The organism is Leptospira congkakensis (genome assembly GCF_004770265.1).
Taxonomy (GTDB): domain Bacteria; phylum Spirochaetota; class Leptospiria; order Leptospirales; family Leptospiraceae; genus Leptospira_A; species Leptospira_A congkakensis.
The window spans coordinates 269046-295577 of sequence record NZ_RQGQ01000017.1 but is presented as its reverse complement, the minus strand read 5'-3'; the positions used below and the strand labels follow the sequence as shown (position 1 = coordinate 295577).

Sequence of the window (26532 nt, the reverse complement as noted above, 5' to 3'; positions counted from 1 at the left end):
AATCTCTGAACCCTTTTTGCTCAACGTGCCTAGTTTATTATCGGAGATCCCTAGGGCAATATTTTCGTAAAAATTACTTATTTTTACTCTCTCCCAAAATTTCCATCTGAGTCAGTTCTAATTCCGCTTCTTGTGCAATTTTACTGGAATACGTATTTTTGATAATGTCCTGAAAAATCTGATAGGCTTTGTCTTCTCGACCCATACGGACATAGGCTTTGCCGGAAATTAAGTAGGATTCGAGTCCTTCTTCTGTATTAGGAAATTCTTTATAAATTTTCAGTTCATTTTCGGCAAGTGCCAAAATATCTCCTGTCATTCTATAATTGGAGCTTAATGCCTTTCTTACCTCACGTGTTTTCGGATGGCTAGGGTAGAGGATTAAAAAACTTTTACAAGATTCAACCGATTGCCAGTGATTCCGGTCTTCCAAAAATTCTTTTGCCTTTTTGTAGAGGAGATCTCCTTGTTTGGTTCGTTCTTCAGCAAAAATTTGGCTTATAGAACGCTCCGCTTGGAGCGAAAGATTCCCCAAAAGGATAAGGATTCCTAGGGCGAATAGGCTAGGTTTCCTGAATTTCCAGACTGTCGAATTCTGTCTCATTACTATCAGTTTCGGTCAGAACCTGAATTCTCGTGAACGGGTTTTTCTTCCGAGAGAGCAAGAATTTTCGGAACTCCTGTCAAATCCCATAATTCAGCGGAAGCCTTCATTCGTTTTCCCTTTGGGAGTGGAAAAACGAATCGTCCTTTTCCTTCTGGCCCCGACTTCAATTCAATTTGGTGTTTGGTTAAGTCTCCCATCCTACGTTCTCGTAGTGGTGGGATGGGAAAACTTCGTAATTTTTCTTCTGCAGGATAGAGATTCAACTGAATCATATAAGAAGTATTGGTTTTTCCTGAGTATTCGTAATTGAGAATATAGCCAGATTCGGATCCATCTTCGTAAGGAAGGATGTTTAGAATTTTGATTTGGTTTTCAGAGTTTGTGGGAGTGATTGGATTCGAATTAGTTGTTCCCGTGACCGTTTGTGGTTCCAATGTAGAGTTAAAAAAGATTCGTTTGAAAGACGAATCATAATCTTCCGGCCGTTTCAAAGAATAATAATTCCCATCTCCTAAAATGGAAAGGCGTTTTAAGTCTTCTTCCCCTTTGGGATCAATATCAATCCCAAGGACTTGTAATCGGAATTTTTTTCCCGATTGTTTCATTTGGTAAAGAACCGCTTTCGGATCTCCATCACAACTTTCCACTCCATCAGAGATAAAAATAATTTCCGTTTCTTGGACATCATTCAAAAGAAACTCTCCGACCACATTTAAGGTTTGTGCTATGGGAGTGGATCCTGCAGGGACAATGGATGAAATTTTTTGACTCACAATGGAGGCTGCCCCTCGTTGGATGGGGTGATACAATCTTGCGGAAGAACAACCAGCGATTCGATTCCCGTAAGCAACAAGTCCCACACTCACATCTTTTGGCATTCCTCCGAGGACTTGTAAAAGTTTTTCTTTGGCAACGGCCATCCTTGTTTTTCCATCCCATTTTTCTGACATGGAACCACTGGCATCGAGTATAAACACATATCTTTTGTTAGGTTGTGATTGTGTGGAAAGAGGAAAATAGGAAAGTAAAAACAAAATAAAACTTAAGGTGGCATAAGATTTTGTTAATGGCCGACCTAGGTTTTTCATTTTTTCCCGCACCTGTACACCATCGGCGGAAATCGAATTAGACCTTAGAGGGATTTGGGGTCCAAAAAGGGCGGTTTGGATAGGTTTGGTTTTACGAGAAGCGGTGTTCTATCAAAGGATGAATGTGTTCGAAGGAACCGCAAAATCATTTCGCAAGTGGCTCCCCAAAGTAGACCCTCTGGCAAATCAAAATAATAAGCAAAATGATCCCTTCCTGGGATTTGGATGGAATAGAATGGACTTGTCCAAAGATCAGAAAAGGGAACGAGTAAGACTCTTTCGACTTCATCCGTATTGTGCTGAAAGGAAAAATCACCATCATAAGTGGCTAAAAATGGGGTGATATGGAAACCGGTCCTTGTATGGAGACCTTCCAATTTTCCAAGAACCTTCAAACTGGAGCGGTGAACTCCCATCTCTTCTTCCCATTCCCGAAGGGCCGTGACAAGAAGATTGGGATCTTCTTTTTCTTTCACACCTCCCGGAAAGGAGATTTGGCCGGGATGAGATTTTAAGTTTTTAGAACGTTCGGTAAGGATGATTCCTTCTGCAAATTCTTTAGATCCAAAAAGGGGAAAGACCACCCCAGACTTCACTTCGGTTGTGTCTGGGATTTCGTCGAAGTCCTTTGAAAGCTTTTTTACAAAGGATTCGTAGGGTAACATCAACCCTCGTCTTTCGCGTTTTGGTTTTGTTTTTTCCTACGTTTGGCAACAAATGCTTCTTTGGAACGAATGGCCACCAAACGGTTGATCATCGAATCAAAAGGAAGTCCTTGGATGGCCGCAAGTAAACTTGGACCGTAGTTTTGTACTTTCCAATCGGAAAATACATGTAGGGCTTTTAGTTCTTCTAAGGTTTTTGGGGCTGCACGTAAAATAACAATGAGTTGTTTGTTCGAAGGAAGAAGGGAATGTTCCATCCGTCTAGCGCGCATAATACGGAGTCGCCATTTTTTAGCGTTTTCGAATTTATGGTTTTCGTCTTCGTTTAAGTCTTCGCCATGACGTTTTGAAAGTTCAGAAGTATCAATCGGATCATTGTATTCCGCAGTCAAAAGTTTGAAAATTTCGGTTCCGTCTTTTTTGCCAAACCATTCCACACATTTTTCTTCGTTCGGATGTCCTTTGACTGCTTGTGACAATCTATCATTATTAAAAACGCGGAAACTTGCTTTGTTGATTCGTTTTGCTTTTTCGTCACGATAACGAAGGAGTTCTAAAATCTTTCTTCTTTCGAGTGGAGTGAAATTGAGAATGTCAGGAAATTTTCCAAGAGAGAATCCTTCTCCTTCTTTGGCTACATACTCTTCAGAAGCTATGAATTCAAATTCTGATTTTGCCTCATCGTAGAGAGTTCTACGTTTGAGTTCTTCTTCCATTTTCAACCAAATGGATTCTAAATAAGCAGTGTCTAGTGCTGCATACTTAAGTTGTTGTTTTTGAAGGGGACGAATTTCCCAATTAGACTTCTGTTCTACTTTAGAAAGTGTTACTTTATGGTAATGTTCGACAACATGTGATAACGAACTTTGTTCTAATGACAACAAACGAGAACTGATCATTGTATCTGCCGTGTTCACAAATTTAAACCCAAAGTCTCTTTTTAAGGCTTTGATGTCGTCTTGTGCCGAGTGGAAGATTTTGAGAATGTTCTCATCTTCGAATAAAGGACCCAAAGCTGACAAATTTGTGATCTTTAGTGGGTCAATCAGGTAATTTTTGCCATTAGAATTGATCTGGATGAGGCAAACTTTGGGATAGTACGTGTAATAACCGGAGGACTCGGTGTCGATCGACATGATTTTGGACTGTCTGAGATTGATCAGAGCTAAATCCAAAGCTTTTGCTGTATCAACGAGAATATAGTTGGAATTGATTTGCATCTAATTGGGATTTTGGAAATACTGCAATTGTCATTCTAACAATGATTCTCCAATCTGACAAACCAAAAGAAGAATGTGCCATTTTCGGCATCTACAATAGCAAGGAAGCTGCTAATTTTACCTACCTAGGTTTGTACTCGATGCAACACCGAGGCCAGGAGTCCAGTGGGATCGTCACAACCGATGGATCTCACTTATACCGGTATGCCAACATGGGTCTCGTGGCAAATATCTTCACTCAACCGAAGATCAAAGAGCTCATTGGGGATGCGGCCATTGGTCACAACCGGTATTCCACAACGGGAGCGAGTTTTTTACGAAATGCTCAGCCCATCCGCGTGGAATCCCACTTAGGTCCTGTGGCTCTTGCCCACAATGGAAACCTAGTCAACTCCTGGGACATTCGAAATCGCCTCGAAAGAGACGGATCGATCTTCCAAACCACCATCGATTCTGAAGTCATCGTCCACTTAATGGCGAAAAGCCATAAAACAGATTTGTTAGAAGCACTTTGTGAATCACTTGCACAAGTTCGTGGTGCCTACTCTCTGTTAGTTTTAACTCCTAGATACCTAATTGCGGTAAGAGACCCAAATGGTTTCCGACCACTTGTCATGGGGAAACGTTCGGATGGGGCGATTGTATTTGCTTCGGAAACCTGTGCTTTTGATATCACAGAAACGGAATATGTAAGAGATGTGGAACCGGGGGAGATGGTTGTCATAGACCACACCGGAATGCGTTCTCTCTATCCATTCCCAAAAGCAAAACCAAGCCTTTGTATTTTTGAATATATCTACTTCGCAAGACCTGATTCTTATATTTTCGAAGAATCAGTTTACAAAGTAAGAAAATCCCTCGGTCGCCAGCTTGCACGTGTTATGCCAGTGGAAGCCGATGTGATCATTCCTGTTCCCGATTCCGCAAATATTGCGGCACTTGGTTACAGTGAAGAGTCAGGAATTCCTTACCAAAGTGGTCTTGTGCGTTCTCATTATATTGGTCGAACCTTCATTGAACCGGATCAAAAGATTCGGGATTTTGGAGCCAAAATCAAATACAATGTGGTGAAAGAAGTGGTGAACGGGAAACGTGTTGTCATCATTGACGACTCGGTGATGCGGGGAACCACAAGCCGCAAAATCATCAAAATGATTCGTAATGCTGGTGCTAAAGAAATCCATTTCCGAGTTTCTGCACCACCAACGGTCTCTCCATGTTACTACGGAATCGATATTCCTACACATAAAGAACTCATTGCATCCACACATAGCATTGATGAAATCCAAAAGTATCTTCGTGTGGATTCCCTTGCTTATTTAACATTGGATACAATGCACAAAGCGGTAGAAGGACATAAGGGTGGTGGATTTTGTGATGCTTGTTTCACATCCAATTACCCAGTGGAATTCCAAGACCATGCGGGAAACCAAAAGTCACTCTTTACGGAATACGCGACGGAAGAGTAATGGAAGAACTTGAACTTTCCAAAACCTTTGGTTTTGAAGCCGCACATTTTTTACCAAATGTTCCCGAAGGCCATAAATGCAAAAGAATGCATGGCCATAGCTTTCGTTTTGCTGTGTATCTCAAAGGAGAAATTGATCCGCATACAGGTTGGATCATGGACTTTGGGGAACTAAAATCCATCGTAAAACCAATCTTAGACGAACATTTGGATCATTATGTTTTAAATGATGTTCCTGGACTTGAAAATCCAACGAGTGAAAACATTGCAGTATGGCTTTGGAACCAATTAAAACCAAAATTGCCACTGCTCGATAAAATCACTCTCTACGAAACTTGTACTAGCTCTTGTGTATACAGAGGGCCGAAAAAGTAAATGGTTTCCGTTACGGATTCCTCTCCCAAATCCAAATCTGAAAAAAAAGGTGCCGTTGTACTTCTGTCAGGTGGACTCGATTCAACCACTTGTCTTTATGTGGCAGCAAAAGAATTCGGTTATCCTAAAAACAAAAAATTACCTATACTCGCTTTATCTTTCGATTATTCTCAAAAACATAAAATTGAACTGATCAAAAGTAAAAAAATCGCGAAAACTCTCGGTATCAAACATGTGATCCAAAAATTGGATCCGGGATTCTTTTTGGGAAGTTCTCTCACTGAAAAAAAAATCAAGGTGAGAAAGAACGCAAAATTCTTGTTTAGTGGTAATGAAAAAGAGATTCCGAATACTTATGTTCCTGGAAGAAATATATTATTTCTTTCGTTTGCATTGTCACTCGCAGAAGGTCATGGCTATGATTCCATTTACATTGGAGTCAATGCACTTGATTATTCAGGATACCCGGATTGCCGGCCAGAATTTATCGAATCCTTCCAAAAGATGGCAAATCTCGGGACAAAAAAAGGTGTGAGTGGCGATGGTGATTCCATCCAAATCAAAACTCCACTTTTGCATCTGGGCAAAAAAGAAATTATTGAACTGGGAATCCAGGTAGACGCTCCACTCCACCTAACTCATTCTTGTTATGATCCTGTGCGTGGAAAACCTTGTGGCAAGTGTGATTCATGTATTTTAAGGGCGAAAGGATTTTTAGAGGCAGGGATTTTAGATCCGGCCATACAAAGTCAATAAAACTTAGAAGGGTTCTATGAGAATTCGAATACTTTTATTTTTAATTATACTTCCTCTTACTTTTCAATGTACACAAAGTAATCTCAATAATCCATCAGATTCAAATTCAAAAGCATATTTAGAAACTGCTATATGGACTTGTTTGAACCAACTTGTTCCTTGTTTTGAAATCAAACAACAAAACCAAGGTATCAAACAATGGACAAGACTGTTAGGTGGTACTTCCGGAATTACAACGAATTCATTTGCATCGGCTACCGATTCCGAAGGTAATAATTATATCGCTGGCAAAGTAACCGGAGCCCTTCCTGGGCAAACAAAAATAGCTAATGGATTGTATACGGATCTTTTTTTAGCAAAGTACGATCCTAATGGGAATCGACTGTGGATTCGACAGATGGGCTCAGTAGGCAATAATCATTCTGATATTCAGTCGATACATGTAGATACTTTTGGTGATGTCATTTTAACAGGATCAACGGTTGGTGCCTTTGTTGGATATTCATCTACTGATTTTGGATCTTTATTGATCAAATTCTCTAGTGCAGGGGAATTACTTTGGTCAAAAATCTTTTACGCAAATGCAACTCAACTAATTGCGGGAGTGGGCATCACTTCAGATTTACAAGGAAATATTTATATTACAGGACATACGGAATTAACAAACATTGATGATGAGAATGCCGGTGGTCCATATAATGTGTTTGTTTTCAAATACGACAAATATGGTTCCATAGTATGGAAACGATTGTTAGGTAGAAATAGTATGTCAATTTATGGAGTGAAAGCGACATACGATCCTTCTACGAACCAAATTTACGTCGTGGGCCATGTGATTGGTTCGGGAACTTTTTTTGACCAAACTCTTTCTGGTAGCCAAGATAGTTTTGTTTTAGGATTTCATCCAGATGGTTATTACAAATGGGCGAAGATTTTGGGTACAACCGGTGCCAATTTATGGATCAGAGGTGTTTCTGCAGACAAAAGAGGATTCTTTTATATTGCGGGTGATGTTAGTGCGGGTTACGATGGAGAAAGTTTTTCTGGTTCGGTTGGTGAGCTGTTAGTGAAATTTGATAGTAAGGGAAACAGAGAATGGACGAAGTTAAGAGGAGCTGGTACAGGTACAACAACTACTTCTAGGGGCATTTATGCTGATAATGCCGGTAATGTCTATACGGTTGGATGGACCACTGGAAATCTTTCAGGAGTGACATTGAATGGAACTCAAGATGTTTATCTATCGAAATATCATTTTAATGGAAATCTGGAATGGACAAGGTTATCCGGAAACAGCTTGGTAACGTTAGATGGTATGGCTTTATCTTCCGATCGATATGGTACCATTTACTTAACCGGAGGAACTACTGGAAATTTGGATGCACAAACGAAAACAGGGGTAAAGGATGCTTTTGTCATTCAATATAAATAGAATTCATCTGGAAAATTTTGTCTAAAATGCGACCATTTCTACTTCTTATCATTTTGATTCTATATCAATGCAAACCTTTGTCGTTTAACAATCCTTCGGATGGAAACACAAAAGCTTTTTTAGAAACACAATTACTTCGTTGTTTTTTGGAAGATAAAGAATGCTTCGAAATCCCACAAGACAACCAAGGTGTCAAAGAATGGACAAGGTTACTTGGCCAATCGGGAACGATCACTACTTATTCCTTATCCAATGCAGCTGAAAGAAATGGATTCATTTATCAACTTGGTACAACAACAGGATCTTTATTGAATCAGCCAAAAATATCTCCTGCTCTTGGCCCTGTTGATGTTTTTGTATCCCAATTTGATCGAGAAGGAAATGTTTCTCGGTTGAAACAGATGGGCAGTTCAGTTGTTTCTTCAACATATGCAGAACTGATTCATATCGATGCTTTTGGAGATCTTTGTATCGTTGGAAGTTCCAATGGCCCTTTTAATGAACTTCCAGCAAGTGGTGGAGGTAGTCTTGTGATTAAAATGCATCCTTCCGGAATTGTATATTGGACAAGAATTTTTCCGACGGGTGATGAAACATTAGGGTCAGGGATCACTTCCGATAATGAAGGAAACGTTTACATCACAGGTAATACCGAAACTCAAGTAGTTAACGGTGAAACAGCAGGTAATACTCGTAATGTGATTATTATTAAATATAACAAAAATGGTGATTTACTTTGGACAAGGTTGATTGGCCAAGTAGGTTTTACAGCTTATGGGCACCAAATTCAATTTGATCCGGTTTCTAATCATCTATTCGTAGCAGGAATTGTGGGAGGTTCCGGTTCCTTTTTAGGCACAACATTACCAGGAGGAGTATCTGATTCTTTTTTATTTTCTTTAGACACAGAAGGTGTAGTGAAATGGTCGCGGTATTTGGGATTACCAGGTGCAACGACTAAGATTGTGGGAATGTCTTTGGATAAAAAAGGTTCTGTTTATCTGGTAGGAGATACTAGCGGGGATTTAGATGGCCAATCTAAAGATGGAAATACGGTTCAAGCTCTAACAAAATTTAACGTATCGGGTAAGAAAATTTGGACACGATTGTTGAATGGTGGCGGAACATCAAACACCAATGGAATTCAAGTTTATGCTGACAATGCATTTCATGTTTATACTACGGGTTATACGACTGGTACTCTAAATGGAAACACACTCATTGGTGTGCAAGATGCCTACCTTTCCAAATATGATGGAGACGGATACTTAATTTGGACCAAAACTACAGGGAATAGTGGATCGACTGTCTATGGAAGTGGTATATCGGCGGATCGATATGGAACAATTTATTTTTCTGGTTTTACCAATGGAAGTATAGATGGTCAGGTCAAACAAGGGGCAATCGATGCCTTTCTAATCAAATACAAATAATATATGTATGATATTCAATTTAAAAGATTCTTCTGCTTTTTTCTTTCTTTTTTCTTATTACAATGTGATCACAAACAAAAAAAAAATGAGGAACTCTTATTCACTTTAGTAAAACCATCTTTAGGAATGTTTGGTGATAGTATCATGGCATTTTGGCCGGCGGAGGATCAATTAAAACCTTTTGTCATTGTTAAAAACGCATTCCCGGTTCGTCCATCTTCAGAGATATTGGAAGTTGCTAAAAATGATAAATTACATTATACGGCCTGTTTGTATAATGCAGGGATAAATGATTTTTTAGGAAATTTTTCACCACAAGACTTTCAAATCCAAAATACAATTAACAATCAGTTACAAACAATTGTTATTCTACAAAATCGATGTGAGCACTTGTTGGTTCTGAACGTTTGGTACGTGGAGTTTCCATGGCCCTCGGAAGCTGTAGTGCGGCTTAATAAGGCAATGAAAGAAAATATATTATCTGTTCCACGTATTGATTCGGAAAGATTTATTCAGAAGTCAGACCTTTTGGATGGCGGCCATCTAACAGATATTGGATATAATAAATTAGCAAAATTAACATTGGAGCATTTCCGGACAAAAATTCCTTGGATTGATTTCCTGCCTAAATGATAAAAGTATTTACACTGACCGAAGGCATGGAAACAATTAACCAATAATTAGGATATTCGAAGTGTTATTTAATTCATTAGTATTCGTTCTTTTTTTTGTTATTTTATACACAGTTTATTGGCAGCTAAATTCTAGATTCCAAAAACTAACAATCCTACTGGGTTCACTCATTTTTTACGGATACTGGGATGTGTTTTTTTTATTACACTTCCTATTTATAGTTTTCATTAACTTTCTATTTTATCATTTCCTAAACTATAAATTTACCAAAACAAATATTACATTCGTTGTTATTTTTAACATGTTGAATTTAGTATTTTTTAAATACTTCTATTTTTTGATCAACATAGCTACAGATCTTTTTGGATTTCAACAAATTGCAGAAGTAACCACCAAGTTGCCGAATATAATTCTACCACTTGCTATCAGTTTTTATACATTTCAAATTTTAGCATTTCAGATTGATGTTTACAGAGGAAAAATCCAATCCAAAGTATCCTTAGAAGATTTCACAATATTCATCATGTTTTTCCCACAGTTGATTGCGGGACCAATCATGAGACATACGGATTTTTTTAAACAGTTACATAGTAAAAAAAGGTTTCTCGAACTTCCTTTTAATGCAGGTGGTTACTTAATTTTATTAGGTGTTCTTAAAAAAGTAATTATAGCAGACAATATTTCTCCGATCATTGAACCTTTCTTTAGTCATCCGGAAAATTTTGATACGTTCAGTGCTTTAGTGTCAATTTATGGTTTTGCTATCCAAATCTACTGTGACTTTTCCGGTTACTGTGATATTGCTAGAGGACTAGCGTTGTTATTAGGATATGATATTCCTGTTAACTTTAATGCACCATACTTCTCAACATCCTTAAAAGAGTTTTGGCAAAGATGGCATATCACACTTTCCCAGTGGTTACGTGACTATTTATATATCGTGTTAGGTGGAAATCGATTTGGAAATTTTAGAACTTATTTTAACTTACTGATTACGATGATACTTGGTGGTCTTTGGCATGGTGCAAACTATACTTTCCTCGTTTGGGGAGCATTACATGGATTTTATCTTATCATCGAAAGGTTGATTGCTAATAATAAACCTAATAGACAAAATGTTTTCATTCAAATTTTCAAAGGTTTAGTTGTATTCCATCTTGTTTGTTTGGCATGGATCTTTTTTAGAATTGAACACATTCAAGACATTCAATCTATCTATAAAAACTTAGTTTCTCAATCTGGAATTAAATTACCAGAAACACCAAAGTTATTTAGGTTAATTGCCGTTGGATTTTTATTACATACTTATGAATACTTTCAATCTCGCGTTAGTTTAAAATTTGAATACAGAAAGTTATTGTTACCTGGCCTTGCATTATTGTGTGGTGTGTTGGTATTAACGTTGGCTTCAAATTCTGCACAATTCATTTACTTTCAATTTTAGGAATACTTCTATGATGCTTAAAAAATTTAGGATACTGATATTATTTCTGATCTTTTTTGGTTTAGATAAAATCATTTTAATACCTTCTGTTCGATCTTTGTTAACAGAAGAAAACATCGGAAATCCTTACGTAGAATCGTTTAAGAACATATCGGCTTCTTATCTAGAGGATACTAAGTATAAGGATAAAAAAAAAGTTTGGGCATTTGGAACTTCACGTTCGTTTATTTTTTATCAATATGCAACTTCTGATTATAATCATCATTCAGACTTAATTAGCGAAAATCAGAAAAAGAGTTTGGATGAGTATAAATTTTTTGGATACGCTGCACCTGGATCCAATCCATTAATTTATTATACTCGATTCAATCAATTGATGGACCAACAATACAAACCAGATACTGTCTTTTTAGAAGTTTCTGCTTTTTCCTTTAATAAAAGGAATCGTTTTTATAACATAACTTTGTTAGAAGGTATGCCTCTTGAATTTGCAATTCAATATTTTAATGAATTGCCATCTGATTTTGCAAAAGAATATTTCTTTTCTCGTTTGTTTTCTTTAAGTCGATATAAAATTTCTACGAAAGCAATTTCTACAAATCTATTTGGAACCAAGGATAAAAATGCAGAATTATTGAAAAATTTTATGCCTGCTAATGCAATGTCTGTGGATCCATTTGCCAATGCATTTGATACAAAAACAAATAGAGAAGAATTACCATATTCACCCGATAGTTTTAATGATTTTTACTTAAAACCGGCAAACGATACAGACACTTATTTAAAGACAGTGATGTTAGTCGATGTTCTTAAAAATGAATTTTATGGAAATTATTCTTTGAATGAAGATAATTTAGTTTTCCTAGAAAAAATTATCGACCGTTGCAAAAAAAATCAAATTCCCGTGGTTTTGTGGATTCCGAAAGTTCATAAAAATCTAACAAACTTTTATGCGACTTCTATCTTTTATCCATCTTGGAAATCAAGAATACAATCGCTGGCTGACAAAACATCGTCACGATTTGTTGATTTAAACGAAGACGGGAAAATTCGTTGCGATTACTTTCAGGATGCAGCCCATCTTTCGGGACGTTGTATGCCAGAGATGAATTCTGTTCTTTTGAATCTTCCGAAGTAATAAAGAATTTAAACGAAAAGACATACTTTCGCTAGATTTAATCTAGCGGATCGTTTGAAAGTCAGTTAGGTGCCAAATCAATCCAAGAGTTTACCTCGCGGTATCCGATGATGTATCGATAAGAAAAAAAAATCAAAAAAACCGCTTAAAACGTTTCAAAAAGCACGATTTACCGTTAGAAACGTTTTAGGCGTAAAACATATATTCGAATATTCTTGATTATCGGAATTTTCCTTCGGCTAGTGTTAAGTAGGCGGTAAATTCTTTGTTAAGTAAAAAAAATAATGTAGTCATTTCCTTTCTGTTAATTTGTTTTTTGGAAAACTGTGAGATTCAAGAAAAGCAAGATTTGAGTTCAATGTTGCTTTTATTTGCAACACCTGCTTCCACGGGAGAGGTAACACAACCTCCAGGTGAAAATTCACCTACTTTGAACTTTAGTTATACGATTTCTGAAATTGGTGCGGGGAGTGCTGTTTCTATTTCACCAAGTTCCCTAGAACCTGCAACTGGAATCACTTTTTCAGTAACGCCAACACTTCCCACTGGTTTAAGTTTGAATTCAAATACCGGTATTATATCAGGAACACCTACAAGTTATACAAGTGCAACTGACTATGATATTAAAGGTCAATTGGGTTCATCAACGAAAACTGTTAGAATTAATTTAGGTGTGAGTCGATTAGAAAACGGAAATACAGCTGCGACTATCGCTTCAAGACCGGTTAATCCTTACACGACCTACAATATCACAGCTCAGCTGGAAGAAACAACACCTCAAGATGCATGTGCAAATATTACAAATAGTCTGGCGGGCAAGGTTGCACTGATAAAACGAGGAACTTGTGGATATCTTGATAAAGCACAAAGAGCCGTGACTGCTGGGGCGGTTGCCATAATTCATTACGACAATAGTTCTACGGATACAATACCAGTAGTCAATCCATACACATCAACAATTAACATTCCTTCGATTGTTATTTCGGGAAATTCTGGCAATGCTTTGGTAACTGCTCTTAATGGTGGTCCTGTGAATGTGAATCTCAGAAGGTAACCAAAAGTTTTATCAACTAAATACAAAATACATTCGTAACAATTTGAAACAAAGAATTACGAATGTATTTATGATCCATCGAACTAATATCCGACTGTGAACCTTTGTTTTACATGTTTTTTTTCTTCTAGTTCATCTACAAAAGCTTTTACTAAGTCAGCGAGTGAGATATGACTATGTCCATTGTTATCAACAAGAAGAGATTCTTTGGAAACACGATAGTTACCAGTTTTTGTTCCTTCTGGTTCAATCACAGCAGAAGGAGAAAGAAAGGTCCATTCCAGATCTTTCTCTAATCGTAAGTGGTTTAGTATCTGCCTTGCACCATCGGCTCCAGCAAAATACTCTTTCGGAAATTCTGGGGTATCAATCAGTTGCACACCAGGTTGTACTTCCAGAGATCCCGCTCCACCCATAACAATGATCCTTTTGACACCAGCCTTTTTGGATGCATCTAGAATAGACAACGAACCATTGATCATGTTTTCTCTGATATTGGGGTCAGTCCATCCTGGATTATAAGAATCCAACACAGCATCAGAACCGGATATGATCTTCGATAAACCATCTGTATCAAAAATATCCCCTTGGATTTTTTTTAGGTTTGGATGTTCCACTTTGAGTTTAGAAGGATCTCGTAGAACGGCTGTCACTTGGTATCCTTTGTTTAAAGTTTCTTCTAGAGTTTTACTTCCAATAAACCCTGTTGCTCCAATTAATGTAATTTTCATTTTTATCTCCTTTGTTGTTTTGTTGTAACTTACATTATTACATCTTAGGTTAAAAAAATTTAAACCCTAAGCATGTTTTTTATAAAGTCCTGTTTTTTTAGATGTTGTCCTTTGGCGAATTTCAGAACTAACATCAGATAAATTGTATTTTGAAAGTTTAGTTTCCATGGCTTTTTGTGCCTCATCTAAAATTCCGGTAAGGGCTGATTGGATGTTTTTTCCAATCGGGCAATTGGGATTCGGGTGTTCGTGCAAAAGAAACAAGGCATCATCTTTTTCAGTAGCTTTGTAGATATCTAGTAAGTTGATTTCCCTGGCAGGTTTGGACAAAGTAGAACCTTTGATTCCTCTGCGCACATTGATGATGCCTGCTTTTTTTAGTTTTCCGAGTAACAAACGAATGATAGCAGGATTAGTACCTACAGAACCAGCAATTTCCTCTGACGAAGCTTCCCCATCCATTTCCAAAATGGTTAGAATATGAATGGCGACTGAATATCTGCTAGGGATGGACATAAAGACTACTTGTAACCACAGTTGTTACAGGTGGATATTCTGGCAAGTTGTAAACTATCTATTTCCGCCATTTTCCTGGACTCGAAAAGTTTTTGGTTCTGGATGGTTTGACATGGAATTTAGAACCTGAATTGAATTTTGGCGTATTCAGCCGAGCGTTATTAAATTTGAAACGCCCTGGTTTGATGTCTAATTTTCCTTTGGGAATATATGCTCTTTCTTTTAAGAGGGAAAACAAACCACCAAGGTCAATGGCTCCTGTTTCTCCACCACTTCCACCTCCACCAGCGAGTTCTCCCTCTCCTTCTTCGTCCTCATCCTCGTCGTCTTCATCATCATCATTATTATCAGATTGTTTTTTTCCACTATTGGCTGCAACATCCAAATCCAACGGTTTGGGTTCTATATACTTAGGTTTAAATGTTACCTGTGAATAAAAGTCTAGGATATTTGATTCGGCTAACTTTGATGAGGTTTCCGGATTACTTTCATTGGGTAAACTTCTGGATAGAATATAAATTTGACTTTGGGATTTAAAACAGGAAAAAACAAAATATTCTTTTTTGAACTGATCTTTGTCTAACTCCGGTTTTGCAATTTCTAACATAAAAGTATAAGTTCCATCTCTATATTCGGGAGAATAGATTTCATGAATGATACCCGACTTAGGATAATTTTTTTTGATTTTGTCTATAAGATTGGTATTAATAAAATTTTTAAGTGTCTTTTCAATTCCATCCGTGATGATATCTGAATGTATTTTTTGGTTCACGTTGATGGCTTGGATTTTAAATAAACCATGAATGGGATCGAAAAAACTTACATTTTTTTTTCCATCTCGTATGACAGCAAAACGTTTATCGACAGGGATTTCTGTTTTGAATAAATCAGAATCAGAGCTATATGTTCCTCCGAGTACATCTCCATAAACAGGATTCAAGCGTTTGATAGGAAGAGGTTGGCTGTTTTTGTTTTCTAAGGCTGCTAAAAACTGATCTCTTGTGTGATCGTAAAACCTATAGTCTTTATTATAGTTTTCTACATCATTAAAAAAATTAAACGTTGGCAAAAGAAGCCAAGTGATTAGTCTCCGATATCCAAATTTATAAGTAGTGAGAGATGGTTTGATTTCTAAAGCGGTTCGTTTATACACTGTAAAATAATGATTTTCATAATTTACACTGGGAATGATCCCAAGAGAAATTAAACATAATATTACATTATAATTATCTTTTTCCCTTTTTGAATAATATAAGTGGTAGTAGGTATCGCAGTTTTCAAATTCTTGAAATAACAATAAAGAATCTTTTGTAGTGTGAAAGTAAGTATCAGCATCAGCCATTTCTGCATACTTAAGAAGTGTTTTTTTGTGCTGCGGTTCCGTGCTTATGTTTTGAATTAATTTGAACCTTTCAAAGGATTTATTTGTGCGAAACGATTCTAGTTCCTGGATATGAGGCCAGGAATTGGGAATTCCATAAATATGTTTGATATGTCTGGTATTCGTATTTTTTAATTTTAAATTGGTTCGGATGTTTTCAATGAATTGGGAATCAATTGTTGGTATAGAGGTTTGTGAGATTTCTTCAGGAGATCCAACCTCTGAAAACATTGTGGTTGTGATAAAACAAGTTGTACCAGGTTCTTCAAATAACTTTTGTGATTCGGAAAGAGGAAGTTCCGCACTTTGGTTTGTAGAAACTCGAGTGTGATACCAACTTGCTTGGCAATTGAAAAGTAGGAAGAGGAGTATATAAAAGAATTTCATATGGGAACCACAAAAGAGGTTAGCGGTTCCCATGGATTTGTCAAAACAAAAAGCTAACAAACCCTTGGTGTTTAGGGAATGGAAAGAAGCTTATTGTTCTACACAAATGGCTTTCGCCGAAAAACTAGTCACGCCTGCAACTGATGCCGAACCTTCGGCATAGAACTTATAATCTGTATTAAGATAGGCACCATACATTCCATTTCCTGTTCCGGACCAATCTGTAAAGTCAAGTCCACTTGTCCAGTTTGCATTGAGCCTTGTCACCACTCCATCAGATCCTGAGAGTGCTGTTGGATAAATGTTATTAGTCAAAGGAAGATTAAAAATTCCATTGGCATTCGTTGTACCAACAATAGTGGCACCATCACCGCGTCGATACTCTGTATTTGTTTTTAGGACCCAATTAATATGTTCGGCTGTTCCACCTGAACAATCTGCTGTAGAACACGCCCTTCTAATGGTTCCATCTGATACCATTGCTTTGTAGGTACCACCACCTGCTGGTTTGTTCGTAGCATTGGCACAGTGTGAGTCAAGACCGGCAACTCCTGCATTGGTAGGAGCAGTGCTGTTCGTAACGAATATTTTACAATAACTATTGTTTGAGCAAGCTACTGTTGAACTAGTTCCACTAGAGGTAGAACTAGAATTTGTCGCGAGCACAAGAGCGCTGACTGCGGCTATATTATTGTTATTGTTTTCTGGTTCACAAGAAACGAGAGTGATGCAAATTAAGCTAACAATGATTAGATTGAATGAGAGTAAGAAATTCGATACGTATTTAAATTTTGGCAAAAAAATTCTCCAATATAAGGGTAAAACCCCAAAGTTGTTCGCCAAGCGTCGACTCTTCTGGAGATCTAGTCAACTTATTTTAGGGAAATCGGTAGGTATTTCTGTAACGGAAAGCCTTACGACAAAAAAGTACAAAAAATCCATTTGTCCGTTGTTAGCTGATTGGATCTAATAACATTTCTACAATTTGATGAGAATCTCAACAAATCGATGTTATCAGTTGAGAGTTTTTTTTGTTAAAAGCTCCCTCTTAGAGACAGCTAACTTTGATTATTGTTTTGATTAGAATCAATTTGAATCTTTTAACTTGTATTTTGTATCGTTTAATGAATGTTATTTTCTTTATGATGGCCTTTTTTGCTAAGACCCAACTTCAATTTTAGATTTAAAATCGGTTGAGTTGGAAGAATTGCCGGTTTTGCATGTTTGCTCGGGGAAATCTTAGCCTGATCCTGCTGAAACAGCGGTTTTGATTCCTTTTTCGATTTAAAAATCACATTCATTTCCCTGGAAATTACGTCCCTAAAGTTACGATCTGACCCTAGTTTGGGTAAAATTCCTGAAAATTTTGTTTCCAAAATGGCCATTTTTTCCATAACTACTACTAGTTTATGGAAATATTTGTTACAGCCGTCACGATTTTCGTTTTAGCGATCTTCGTGGGATTTGAAATCATCACAAAAATCCCTCCCATCCTCCACACCCCACTTATGTCGGGTTCCAACGCCATTTCCGGCATTACCTTAATTGGTGCCCTCTATGCAGCCGGAATCCAAGAAAGCAACATCACCAAAATTTTGGGTCTTCTTTCTGTTATTTTCGCTACGATCAACGTAGTGGGTGGGTTTCTTGTGACTCACAGAATGCTCGGAATGTTTAAGAAAAAGGATACACCAAAATAATGGAATTAGTCAGTATTCTTAACCTATCTTACCTTGTTGCTTCCATTCTTTTTATCGTTGGAATCAAACAGCTAGCTCACCCAAAAACAGCATCACGAGGAAATTTACTCGGCGCTTTGGGTATGCTCATTGCTGTTGTCGCAACTCTCTTTGACCAAGCCATCTTAACTTATGATTGGATCCTTGTTGGAGTCCTTGTTGGATCTCTTATCGGTATCATTATGGCAATCAAAATCCAAATGACTGCCATGCCACAACTGGTAGCTGTTCTCAATGGATTTGGTGGGATTGCTTCTGTTTTTGTGGCAGGTGCTGCCTTACAACTTTCCATTCCAAAGTATGCTACAGCAGTCAACTACCAAGAGATTGTTTCCATAGTTTTCTCTGCCGTTGTTGGTGGGATTACTTTCTCTGGAAGTTTTATCGCCTTCGGTAAGTTACAAGGTTTTATTACAGAAAAAGCAGTTCGTTATCCTGGTGATCAACTAGTAAAAATCTTAATTGGTCTTACTGCAGTGGGTCTTGGTGTGTACGGATGTTTAGAACCAACAGATGAATCGATTTATTGGATTCTCAGTGGTGTGAGTTTACTTCTTGGGGTATTCCTCGTGATTCCCATTGGTGGAGCCGACATGCCGGTTGTGATCTCTCTTCTCAACTCCTATTCGGGGATTGCAGCTTCCGCAACAGGATTTGTTCTTAATAATAATGTTCTAATTATCTCAGGTTCTCTTGTTGGTGCTTCTGGAATCATTCTAACACAAATCATGTGTAAAGCGATGAATCGCAGTTTGACGAATGTTCTCTTTGGAGGATTCGGGGCTGTCGCTACAGAAATGAAAGATGATGGCGATTTTTACTCAGGTAAAGTTAAGTCAACTAGTGCTGAAGAAGTAGCAATGTTGTTAGATGTCGCACGAAGTGTAGTGATTGTCCCTGGTTATGGTATGGCTGTAGCGCAAGCGCAACATACTGTTCGCGATTTATACCAACTTCTAACTGCGCGTAATATCGATGTAACATTTGCAATCCATCCAGTAGCAGGTCGTATGCCAGGTCATATGAACGTTTTACTTGCTGAAGCAGATATTCCTTATGATCGATTGAAAGAGATGGACGAGATCAATAGTACTTTCGAAAATGTTGATGTTGTGATCGTTAATGGTGCAAATGACGTAACGAACCCACTTGCAAAAACAGATCCAAAATCACCAATTGCTGGTATGCCGATTTTGGATGTTGGAAATGCAAAAACGGTTGTTGTGATCAAACGTTCGCTTAGTCCAGGATTTGCTGGTGTGCCTAACCCACTCTTCATTGCTGACAACTGTTTGATGTTGTTTGGTGATGGTAAAAAAGCAACTCAAGAGATGATCACAGCTTTAAAAGAATCTTAGAGCCGGAAAATATGAAGAAACAAGTCTATATCGTTGATGACCACCCGCTTGTAGTAGATGCACTACAAAACTTAATTGCTAAATCAGAAGATTTAGAGTGCATCGGGAGTGCGGATAATATTGAAAAGGCATTTAACGATATAGAACAACTACAACCGACATTGGTTTTAATTGATATCCAACTCAAGCAAAACCAAAACGGATTGCAGTTACTCAAACGCCTTCGAACAACATTTCCAAATATCGCCGTCATCATCATCAGTATGTTGACGGATGATACCTTTGTGGATCGTGCTTTTAAATTAGGTGCTATGGGATATGTCTTTAAAGAAGACACAACCACACAAATTGTAGAAGCCATTCATACAGTTCTCAAAGGTGATTATTTTGTAAGTTCCTCACAAGCCACGCGACTGCTTGGACATTTATACAGAGCTTCTCAAAAAGATGAAAAAGATCCAATCGACAGATTGTCCAATCGTGAATTGGAAGTGTTTCTTATGATTGGAGAAGGTATGCCAGTCAAAGAAATTGCTGCCAATATGGGACTTGCACCTTCTACGATTGAAACTTTACGTTCCCGTATCAAATCCAAACTCAGCATCACTGAAAACGAAAAACTAATTCGTGTGGCTGTGGAATGGAAATACACACAAGCCAAAACCGACATCGTCGTTTCTTAGTTTAATACCGAAGTTTAAAGTAATGATAAAGTAAATCTTTTCCTTCACGGGAAGAGAGTAACATTCTATATGCTTCTGCAATTTTAGATTCGTTTTGGGATTGTTTTTGGATGAAGTGGAAGAAGTCGTTTGCTCTTTCTTCATACCCTAAGTTTAAAAGTAAATTCAGATAAAAACTTTGATCGTATTCGTCGGCAAACGGTGAGTATGCGATTGGTCGAAGTAGATTTTCGGCATCTCTCCATTTTCGAATTTCAAAATAACATCTTGCATAAACTTTTTTCTCTCTCCATCCTAAGACCCTTGGGTTCTTTAAATAGGTAAGAGATTTTTTAGGATCTTTTTCTACAGAATAAACAACGCGACCCATGAGGTGAGATGCTTGGATGTGTTTCGGATCTTGTTCTAAAATGGTATCCAGTTCTGCTTTGGCTTTTTCTGTTTCATTTAGTTCTAAATATGTTTTGGCAAGAATGAATTTTGCTTCGTTATAGTTAGCTTTGTATTCAAGTGATTTATTTAATGATACAATGGCGTTGTTATATTCTTTTAAAATATAATAAGCAAGACCGAGATTGTAATGATAAAAAGGATTGTAAGGTGAAATTTGATTGGTTTCCATCCAAGTGTTTTTTGCTTCGGACCAACTATCTTCTTGTGCATAGATCATTCCGAGTAAAAAACTTGCGGCTTCATGGTTTGGTTCTTTTTTGAGAGCTTTGTTCAAACTTTCTTTTGCTTCTTGCCATTCCATTCTAGAATATAATAAACTTCCGTTTAAATAATCATACTCAGGATAAGATTTATAAACTTCTGATTGGATTTTTTTCCATTCTGTGTCAGCTAAAAGAAACCTTCCATAACGAAGGGCATTGATGATATTACGACTTATCTTTTCCAATTCAATTTTTGCATTGATTTCGATGGTTTCTTTGTCTTCCGATTCAGAATAAATCACATTGACAGAGAAAAAGAAAAGAAGAGCAAAGATTAGGATTTGAATTTTAGCTTTCATAAATTGATTCTAACCATTTCACAATTTTTATATGAGCATCGCGAACTAATTTTATTTTTGAATGAGGAAAATCATTGGGAAAATTTTTTTTCTCAGTTAAAGAAGAAAGAGATCCTAAATAGGGAATTCCTAATTCTAGTTCTGCAAATTGACCTAATGATTCATGGATTGGCGTTATCCCTACCAAACAAACTTTTTTCCCGTTAGATATGGATTCCATCATGGTTTGACCAAAATATGTGAGTACGAATTCAGAAGATTGAATTTGTTTTAAAAACTCCAGATAGGAAACTCTGGGAATAAAATCTATCTGATCATTTATAGGTGATTTTCCTCCGATACGTAGCACGGAACTAATGTTAGTTTTTTCACTGTTTGATTCCGAATTTAAAAACTGAATCAGGAAATCATCGATTTGATTTGATTTTTCTTCATCTAAATTGCCGGCATAAACAAGAACACGTCCAGATATTAAGGTTTGATTCCAATCCAATTCAGAGAGAGGTGAACTAAAATAAGAAACTAGGTTTGGATTCGGTATTGGTGCGATAGGATTCGGTAGAAAAAAACTAGAATTGAGTTCCGTTGGCAAATGGTTCGTATTATCAATATAAAATTCATTGGATAAATGGAATTGGTTTTCTCTTATATCGAGGATATGTGGTAGGTTCTTGGAATCTAAATCAGGACTTGTAGAGAGTTCTGTTTTATATCCTTTCATTTCTAAAAATAGAGATAAGGATTTACATCTTTCTAAGTGTCCAGTCCCAAACTGAGACGGTTCTGCATAAACGATCCGAACTCTTTTGGACTGTTGGTTTACTTTGGGTAAAGAAAAAACCACTTGTTCTACAGAAGCATTGGTCAAAAAGAATTCAAGATTTTCTTTCGCAAATTCTAAAACTTCTTTTGCTCCAAACAATGGATTCATAGAACCCAAATTTTTCCATAAATTACAAACAAGTTCATAATCTTTTGGTTCATCGACCGTGATCCGAAGGGGGCTAATGTCTAAGTCTGATAAATGAGTTAGATGTGGTGGAAACAAACGAAATTGTTTGTGGATTTCTGGATTTTCTTTGATATGAAGTGATACATGTTCTGTATGTCTTTCTGGAATCGGACCTTCTGTTTCATACAAAAGAGAATCTGCAGAAAAACATTCCACTCCCATACCTAAAGGAAGACCAACCATCGAAAGGCTGTAATAGGGATCAGAAATATAAGTGATTGCCTCATACAAATATCGTATGGATTCTAAATCAATAAAGGGATTATCACCTGTTAAACGGAATATATGTTTCGCTTTAAAATGAAGGCTTGCTTTACGGAAACGATCGCGTACGTCTGTCTCTGAACCAACAAAATACTTGTAATTTCTGTTTTCTAAAAATTTTACGAGTTCTTTATCACCTTCAGGAACTAAAAATACAATCTGTTCTTTAGGAAAGATGGTAGAAAGGCGATTTTGGATATGATCAAGAACAGATGTGTTTGTATCTTCCGGAATGGACTTTAGAATTTTTTTAGGAAATCTGGTGGACCCAAGTCTTGCCTGAATGAAGGCAAAACAATCACGCGTTGAAAGTATACCACTCATCACAATTCAAACAAGGAGCAGGAATTTTTCCATGTTCGCCATCAAAACTATGTTTAAAAAAGTTTAATCCTTTTTGCCAAACATCGCTCAAAGATTCTTTATATAAATTTCCAATGATTTCTGTTGGGTTTTGTTTACAAATAGAAACAGAACCGTCGACAGAAACGGACAAATCACGAACCAAATGCCAACAAAAATCTCTGTGAATGGGAGTGAGGTCACTCACTCGACGTTCAGGGAGTTTATTTGCAAATGTATTGTATTTTTGTAAGATGATATTGATTCCTTTTTTTTCAAAGAAAGTGAAGTATGGGTCTATCTCTTCTTCCACTTCTTTCATTTTGATCATCTGAACGTGAAGGGACTTACTTGGGAGAATTTCGGAAAGTTGGTTCACAGTAGCCAAAACTGTTTCCAGTTCTGATTTTCCGTATAAAGACTTATAAACGTCCGATTTTAAACTGGTGATATTGACAATGATACAAAGTTTTTCCTTTAAAGAAGGATCTAAATTGCGAATCAACGTGAGTAACGAATCGGTATTTGTATATAAAGCTGTTTCAATGATAAGTTCAGTAAGTAAATTTAATTTTAGAATTTCTAAAACTACAGACTTAAATTCAGGATGGAGGAGTGGTTCTCCATTTCCAGAAAGACTGATCGTAATGGGGGAGGTAAGTTCCGCATTGAGTTTTGTGATGGTTGTTTTTACTTCTTCAATAGAAACAAAACTTCCGTCATTTGATAAATCGACAAACTCACGCGGACAAAATGTACACTTATACTCACAACCCTTATAAATTTCCCATTCCAAATAGGATGGTGCACTTCGGAATAAACCAGGATTTTCTTTTAATTTAGGAAGGAGATTGTCGTATGATAAACTTGTTCCTAGTGGTAACAAACCTTGGATGAGAGTTAAGGAACGATTTGATGCCAATCGAAAGTCCAAACGAAGCTGGCGAAGGTCCGGTGCTTGATAAAAAATATCCACATCATATTGGTTGATGTTCTTTAGAAAAAAAGAATGGATGTCTGTTGTTAATGTATCGGGTAAAGAAGCCAAAAATTCACGAGTGATGATTGTAGGTGTAAGGCCTGGTGGCAAATTTTCTGAATAAGAGTATTGGCTAAAAAAGTTTGTATGTCGTTCCCAAGATTTTTCTGTTAGATGAGAGTCTAAAAGTGGCGAAATTCCGGTAAAATAAAGGAAACAAACTTCATCCCAATCTGGATCTTTGAATTTAGATTCTGGTAAAAGTTTTCCTAATTTAAGTAAAAATTCATACTCTTTGGAAACGTCTTCATGGATTGTAAGTCGATTGTTGAGTGGACTAGAATTTATTTTTTTTGTAAGCGCTGAACTTGTATTGATGTGGATAGAGATTTCTGGAAATACTAGGGAGAGTCGATTGATAAACTCTTCCCAAAGTTTTACTTCAAAGTTTTGATCTAAAAATTGAATGGAAGGGGAGTCTAAATATACTACCGCAAAACTCGGGTTATAGTCTTTTCGGTTCATCATTAGTCTATGTTGTATTTTTCTTCCGGATTGTTTATGTTATGTTCTTTGATATAAATAGGATCAAAGATAGATATTGCTGTATTTTTTCGCGTGTTAGTGACCCAGTCTTCAAAAGAGGTTTGTTCTTTTTCGCGAAATAAAAATCCTTGGATTCCTTTTCTGACAGCATCCAGTGGAGTTGGTCTCATTCCTTCAATAGAAACTAAACAATAACGTTTGCGATCGTCTCTGAAAACTTCAGAAATTTTTCCTGGCCCACCAACTTGTGTGAGTACGGATGCAGTGGTTGGTTGTGTTTTGTACAATTCAAATGTAGGAACCCAGTTAACCAATCCTCCGTTCAATCGATAACGAGATTCATTTCTTGGACCAGAAGCCACAAGTTTAAAGAAAGATGGATCTTTTAAAGATTTGTTTCTAATTTCCGTGAGTTCGTTAAAAACTCGTGTTTCTTCATCAATAGAAGAATTTGTAGGCGAAAGTACAATTTCTCGGAATTTAAATTCGGATCCAACCTTCGCCTTGTTTTTGTTATACCATGATTGAACTTCTTGTTCTGAAGGTAAGGGAGGGCTCACTTTGATTTGTAGAAGTTGGCCTTTTTTGATTTGGTAAGGTAAATCTTCTAACCAAACATCATAAGGTAAATTGAACTGAGTTTGGACAGACTTTTTAAATTGTTCTAGGTCGCTAATCCCTTGTGCTTCCATCCGCTTTTGGATTTCCGCTTCGATTCGTTTTTCATTGACCTGAATGGATTCTTCGTCAGCAGCATTGTCCACCACAGCTCGATCGATTAAAAAATCGATGACTTGTGAATGGAGAGAACCTTTTTTACGATAGTTTGGGAAAAAACGGGATAGGTTTTTATAACGTTCCACACCCTCTTCGTAATCCAAGCTAGAGATGGATTTTGGACCAACAATAGCCAAAACCGCATTTAACGATTCGTAAGAACTTAAACTAATAACAGGGGTAAAAAGAAGGCTAAAAACAGAAACCGTTGCAAAAAAGAAAATCAAAAATCGAGACATTCGTGATCCTTTTTGCATACGGTCGTAAATTTACCCGATGAACGTGGTATGTAAAGCCTTTACTGCATCTTCCGCTTGGTTTTGTTTGATGACGCAGGAAATTTTGATCTCAGATGTGGAAATCATTTCAATATTGATGTTTTTTTCAGCTAACGACTGGAACATCTTTGCTGCCACACCTACATGTGATTTCATACCAACACCAACTGCGGAAACGATAGAAATGTTTTCATCGATTTCTGCTTTGCCATTTCCATGATCTTTTGCATAGGCATCAATGATTGGTTTTGCGGCAACAATGTCTTTTTTGGAAATGGTAAAGGAAATGGTATTGATTCCATCTCTTGGAGAAGATTGAACAATCACATCCACGATCACATCTTTTTCTGACAATTGAGTGAATAACTCGGCAGCAATTCCTGGTTTGTCTTTTACATCGGCAATGGTCACTCGGGCTTGGTCACCTTTTGCAGTCACTCCACTCACTTTCATTTTTTCCATAATTTTGTCCTCACTCATCACTAAAGTTCCCGGTTTGTCGTGGAAACTGGATCGTACGTGGATGACCACGTTATAGTTCATACCTAATTCAACACTTCGAGAATGAAGAACTCCAGCACCAAGACTTGCGAGTTCTAACATTTCTTCGTAAGTGATTTGTTTGTGCATCTTTGCTGTTGGAATTTTTCTTGGGTCGGCAGTGTAAACACCATCAACGTCCGTATAAATTTCACATTCATCAGCACCAAGGGCAGCGGCAAGAGCCACAGCAGAAGTATCACTTCCCCCGCGCCCAAGAGTTACAATATTTTCGTCTTTATCAATTCCTTGGAAACCTGCAACAATAACAACCTTATCTTTGTTAAATGCTTCATCGATACGAGAACGATCGATCATTTCAATTTTTCCGTTAGAAAAATTACCATCAGTAAGGATTTTTAATTGAGAGCCAGTAAAGGACTGAGCAGGCACTCCGAGTTCGTTTAGTGCAATGGCAAGAAGGGCAATCGACACTTGTTCACCCGTCGAGAGTAACATATCCATTTCTCGTTTCGGCGGATTTTTTGAGATTTGGTCAGCCAAATCAACAAGTTCGTCTGTAGTATGTCCCATTGCAGAGACAACTACGGCAACTTTTTGGCCTTCGTCGTGGTAACGTTTGATACGTTTGGCCACATTTTGGATTTTAGTGGTGTCACCAACGGAGGTTCCACCGTATTTTTGGACAACGATTTTCGATGACATGGGTA

26 protein-coding genes are annotated in these 26532 nt (G+C 37.3%); 12 read left to right on the top strand and 14 right to left on the bottom strand.

Features of this window, described 5'->3' with window-relative positions; genetic code table 11:
- Window positions 1–73: 73 nt before the first annotated feature.
- The 4 genes from EHQ70_RS14870 to EHQ70_RS14855 are packed head-to-tail and all read right to left on the bottom strand — an operon-like array spanning window position 74 to window position 3580.
- Entirely contained in the window at window positions 74–604 is a 531-nt protein-coding gene (locus EHQ70_RS14870) for a tetratricopeptide repeat protein (protein WP_135587711.1), read from the bottom strand.
- Window positions 605–609: 5 nt separating this feature from the next.
- Complete coding sequence (locus EHQ70_RS14865) at window positions 610–1695, bottom strand: vWA domain-containing protein (protein ID WP_135587710.1); 1086 nt, start codon at window positions 1693–1695, stop codon at window positions 610–612.
- Window positions 1696–1739: 44 nt separating this feature from the next.
- Window positions 1740–2360, bottom strand: a complete 621-nt coding sequence (locus tag EHQ70_RS14860; RefSeq protein ID WP_135587709.1) for an NUDIX hydrolase — start codon at window positions 2358–2360, stop codon at window positions 1740–1742.
- Window positions 2360–3580: a ribonuclease D gene (locus EHQ70_RS14855; RefSeq protein ID WP_135587708.1), complete on the bottom strand. Its 1221-nt coding sequence runs from the start codon at window positions 3578–3580 to the stop codon at window positions 2360–2362. Before EHQ70_RS14855 ends, EHQ70_RS14860 begins: the two co-directional genes overlap by 1 nt.
- A 41-nt stretch (window positions 3581–3621) precedes the next feature.
- Here EHQ70_RS14855 and purF point away from each other — a divergent pair, with 41 nt between their 5' ends.
- From purF to EHQ70_RS14810, 9 genes are all read left to right on the top strand, one after another.
- Window positions 3622–5049: an amidophosphoribosyltransferase gene (purF, locus tag EHQ70_RS14850; RefSeq protein ID WP_035983037.1), complete on the top strand. Its 1428-nt coding sequence runs from the start codon at window positions 3622–3624 to the stop codon at window positions 5047–5049.
- Window positions 5049–5423 carry a 6-carboxytetrahydropterin synthase QueD gene (gene queD, locus EHQ70_RS14845; RefSeq protein WP_100743536.1) on the top strand — a complete coding sequence of 125 codons (375 nt, stop codon included), beginning with the start codon at window positions 5049–5051 and terminating at the stop codon, window positions 5421–5423. The genes purF and queD overlap by 1 nt, the downstream gene beginning before the upstream one ends.
- The gene (gene queC, locus EHQ70_RS14840) at window positions 5424–6179 is read left to right on the top strand and encodes a 7-cyano-7-deazaguanine synthase QueC (protein ID WP_135587707.1); all 756 of its coding nucleotides are present in this window, start codon (window positions 5424–5426) and stop codon (window positions 6177–6179) included. It abuts the gene before it with no gap.
- A 16-nt stretch (window positions 6180–6195) separates the two neighbouring features.
- The gene (locus tag EHQ70_RS14835) at window positions 6196–7611 is read left to right on the top strand and encodes an SBBP repeat-containing protein (protein WP_244288355.1); all 1416 of its coding nucleotides are present in this window, start codon (window positions 6196–6198) and stop codon (window positions 7609–7611) included.
- 26 nt (window positions 7612–7637) lie between these two features.
- Window positions 7638–9044 carry an SBBP repeat-containing protein gene (locus tag EHQ70_RS14830; RefSeq protein WP_135587706.1) on the top strand — a complete coding sequence of 469 codons (1407 nt, stop codon included), beginning with the start codon at window positions 7638–7640 and terminating at the stop codon, window positions 9042–9044.
- Between the two features lie 3 nt (window positions 9045–9047).
- The gene (locus EHQ70_RS14825; RefSeq protein WP_135587705.1) at window positions 9048–9677 is read left to right on the top strand and encodes an SGNH/GDSL hydrolase family protein; all 630 of its coding nucleotides are present in this window, start codon (window positions 9048–9050) and stop codon (window positions 9675–9677) included.
- A gap of 61 nt (window positions 9678–9738) precedes the next feature.
- The gene (locus EHQ70_RS14820; protein ID WP_135587704.1) at window positions 9739–11121 is read left to right on the top strand and encodes an MBOAT family O-acyltransferase; all 1383 of its coding nucleotides are present in this window, start codon (window positions 9739–9741) and stop codon (window positions 11119–11121) included.
- A gap of 10 nt (window positions 11122–11131) precedes the next feature.
- Window positions 11132–12259, top strand: coding sequence for a DUF1574 family protein (locus tag EHQ70_RS14815; RefSeq protein ID WP_135587703.1), 1128 nt, complete (start codon window positions 11132–11134; stop codon window positions 12257–12259).
- Between the two features lie 265 nt (window positions 12260–12524).
- Window positions 12525–13313 carry a PA domain-containing protein gene (locus tag EHQ70_RS14810; RefSeq protein ID WP_244288354.1) on the top strand — a complete coding sequence of 263 codons (789 nt, stop codon included), beginning with the start codon at window positions 12525–12527 and terminating at the stop codon, window positions 13311–13313.
- A gap of 83 nt (window positions 13314–13396) precedes the next feature.
- Here the strand turns inward: EHQ70_RS14810 and EHQ70_RS14805 are convergent, their stop codons facing one another.
- The 5 genes from EHQ70_RS14805 to EHQ70_RS18605 form a co-directional block, all read right to left on the bottom strand.
- On the bottom strand, window positions 13397–14044 hold the full coding sequence (locus EHQ70_RS14805; RefSeq protein WP_135587702.1) for an NAD(P)-dependent oxidoreductase: 648 nt from the start codon (window positions 14042–14044) through the stop codon (window positions 13397–13399).
- A gap of 66 nt (window positions 14045–14110) precedes the next feature.
- Window positions 14111–14560 carry an Rrf2 family transcriptional regulator gene (locus EHQ70_RS14800; protein ID WP_135587701.1) on the bottom strand — a complete coding sequence of 150 codons (450 nt, stop codon included), beginning with the start codon at window positions 14558–14560 and terminating at the stop codon, window positions 14111–14113.
- Between the two features lie 58 nt (window positions 14561–14618).
- Window positions 14619–16328 (bottom strand): hypothetical protein, encoded by a 1710-nt coding sequence (locus EHQ70_RS14795; RefSeq protein WP_135587700.1) that lies wholly within the window; start codon window positions 16326–16328, stop codon window positions 14619–14621.
- Window positions 16329–16418: 90 nt separating this feature from the next.
- The gene (locus tag EHQ70_RS14790; protein ID WP_244288353.1) at window positions 16419–17126 is read right to left on the bottom strand and encodes a DUF1554 domain-containing protein; all 708 of its coding nucleotides are present in this window, start codon (window positions 17124–17126) and stop codon (window positions 16419–16421) included.
- 323 nt (window positions 17127–17449) lie between these two features.
- Window positions 17450–17629 carry a hypothetical protein gene (locus EHQ70_RS18605; protein ID WP_135736259.1) on the bottom strand — a complete coding sequence of 60 codons (180 nt, stop codon included), beginning with the start codon at window positions 17627–17629 and terminating at the stop codon, window positions 17450–17452.
- Window positions 17630–17737: 108 nt separating this feature from the next.
- Between EHQ70_RS18605 and EHQ70_RS14785 the strand changes: the two genes are divergently transcribed.
- The 3 genes from EHQ70_RS14785 to EHQ70_RS14775 are packed head-to-tail and all read left to right on the top strand — an operon-like array spanning window position 17738 to window position 20108.
- Window positions 17738–18028: an NAD(P) transhydrogenase subunit alpha part 2 gene (locus EHQ70_RS14785; RefSeq protein ID WP_039937055.1), complete on the top strand. Its 291-nt coding sequence runs from the start codon at window positions 17738–17740 to the stop codon at window positions 18026–18028.
- Window positions 18028–19425, top strand: coding sequence for an NAD(P)(+) transhydrogenase (Re/Si-specific) subunit beta (locus EHQ70_RS14780; protein ID WP_135587699.1), 1398 nt, complete (start codon window positions 18028–18030; stop codon window positions 19423–19425). Before EHQ70_RS14785 ends, EHQ70_RS14780 begins: the two co-directional genes overlap by 1 nt.
- A gap of 11 nt (window positions 19426–19436) precedes the next feature.
- Entirely contained in the window at window positions 19437–20108 is a 672-nt protein-coding gene (locus EHQ70_RS14775) for a response regulator transcription factor (RefSeq protein ID WP_100789490.1), read from the top strand.
- Between the two features lies 1 nt (window position 20109).
- Here the strand turns inward: EHQ70_RS14775 and EHQ70_RS14770 are convergent, their stop codons facing one another.
- From EHQ70_RS14770 to EHQ70_RS14750, 5 genes are read right to left on the bottom strand one after another with little or no spacing between them, the layout of a single operon-like run.
- Window positions 20110–21123, bottom strand: coding sequence for a tetratricopeptide repeat protein (locus tag EHQ70_RS14770; RefSeq protein ID WP_135587698.1), 1014 nt, complete (start codon window positions 21121–21123; stop codon window positions 20110–20112).
- Window positions 21113–22723 carry a cytidylyltransferase domain-containing protein gene (locus EHQ70_RS14765; protein WP_135587696.1) on the bottom strand — a complete coding sequence of 537 codons (1611 nt, stop codon included), beginning with the start codon at window positions 22721–22723 and terminating at the stop codon, window positions 21113–21115. The genes EHQ70_RS14770 and EHQ70_RS14765 overlap by 11 nt, the downstream gene beginning before the upstream one ends.
- Window positions 22698–24248, bottom strand: coding sequence for a spiro-SPASM protein (locus EHQ70_RS14760; RefSeq protein WP_135587694.1), 1551 nt, complete (start codon window positions 24246–24248; stop codon window positions 22698–22700). The genes EHQ70_RS14765 and EHQ70_RS14760 overlap by 26 nt, the downstream gene beginning before the upstream one ends.
- The gene (locus EHQ70_RS14755) at window positions 24248–25300 is read right to left on the bottom strand and encodes a putative peptidyl-prolyl cis-trans isomerase (protein ID WP_135587692.1); all 1053 of its coding nucleotides are present in this window, start codon (window positions 25298–25300) and stop codon (window positions 24248–24250) included. The genes EHQ70_RS14760 and EHQ70_RS14755 overlap by 1 nt, the downstream gene beginning before the upstream one ends.
- 12 nt (window positions 25301–25312) lie before the next feature.
- Window positions 25313–26527 carry an aspartate kinase gene (locus tag EHQ70_RS14750; RefSeq protein WP_135587690.1) on the bottom strand — a complete coding sequence of 405 codons (1215 nt, stop codon included), beginning with the start codon at window positions 26525–26527 and terminating at the stop codon, window positions 25313–25315.
- Window positions 26528–26532: the final 5 nt, after the last annotated feature.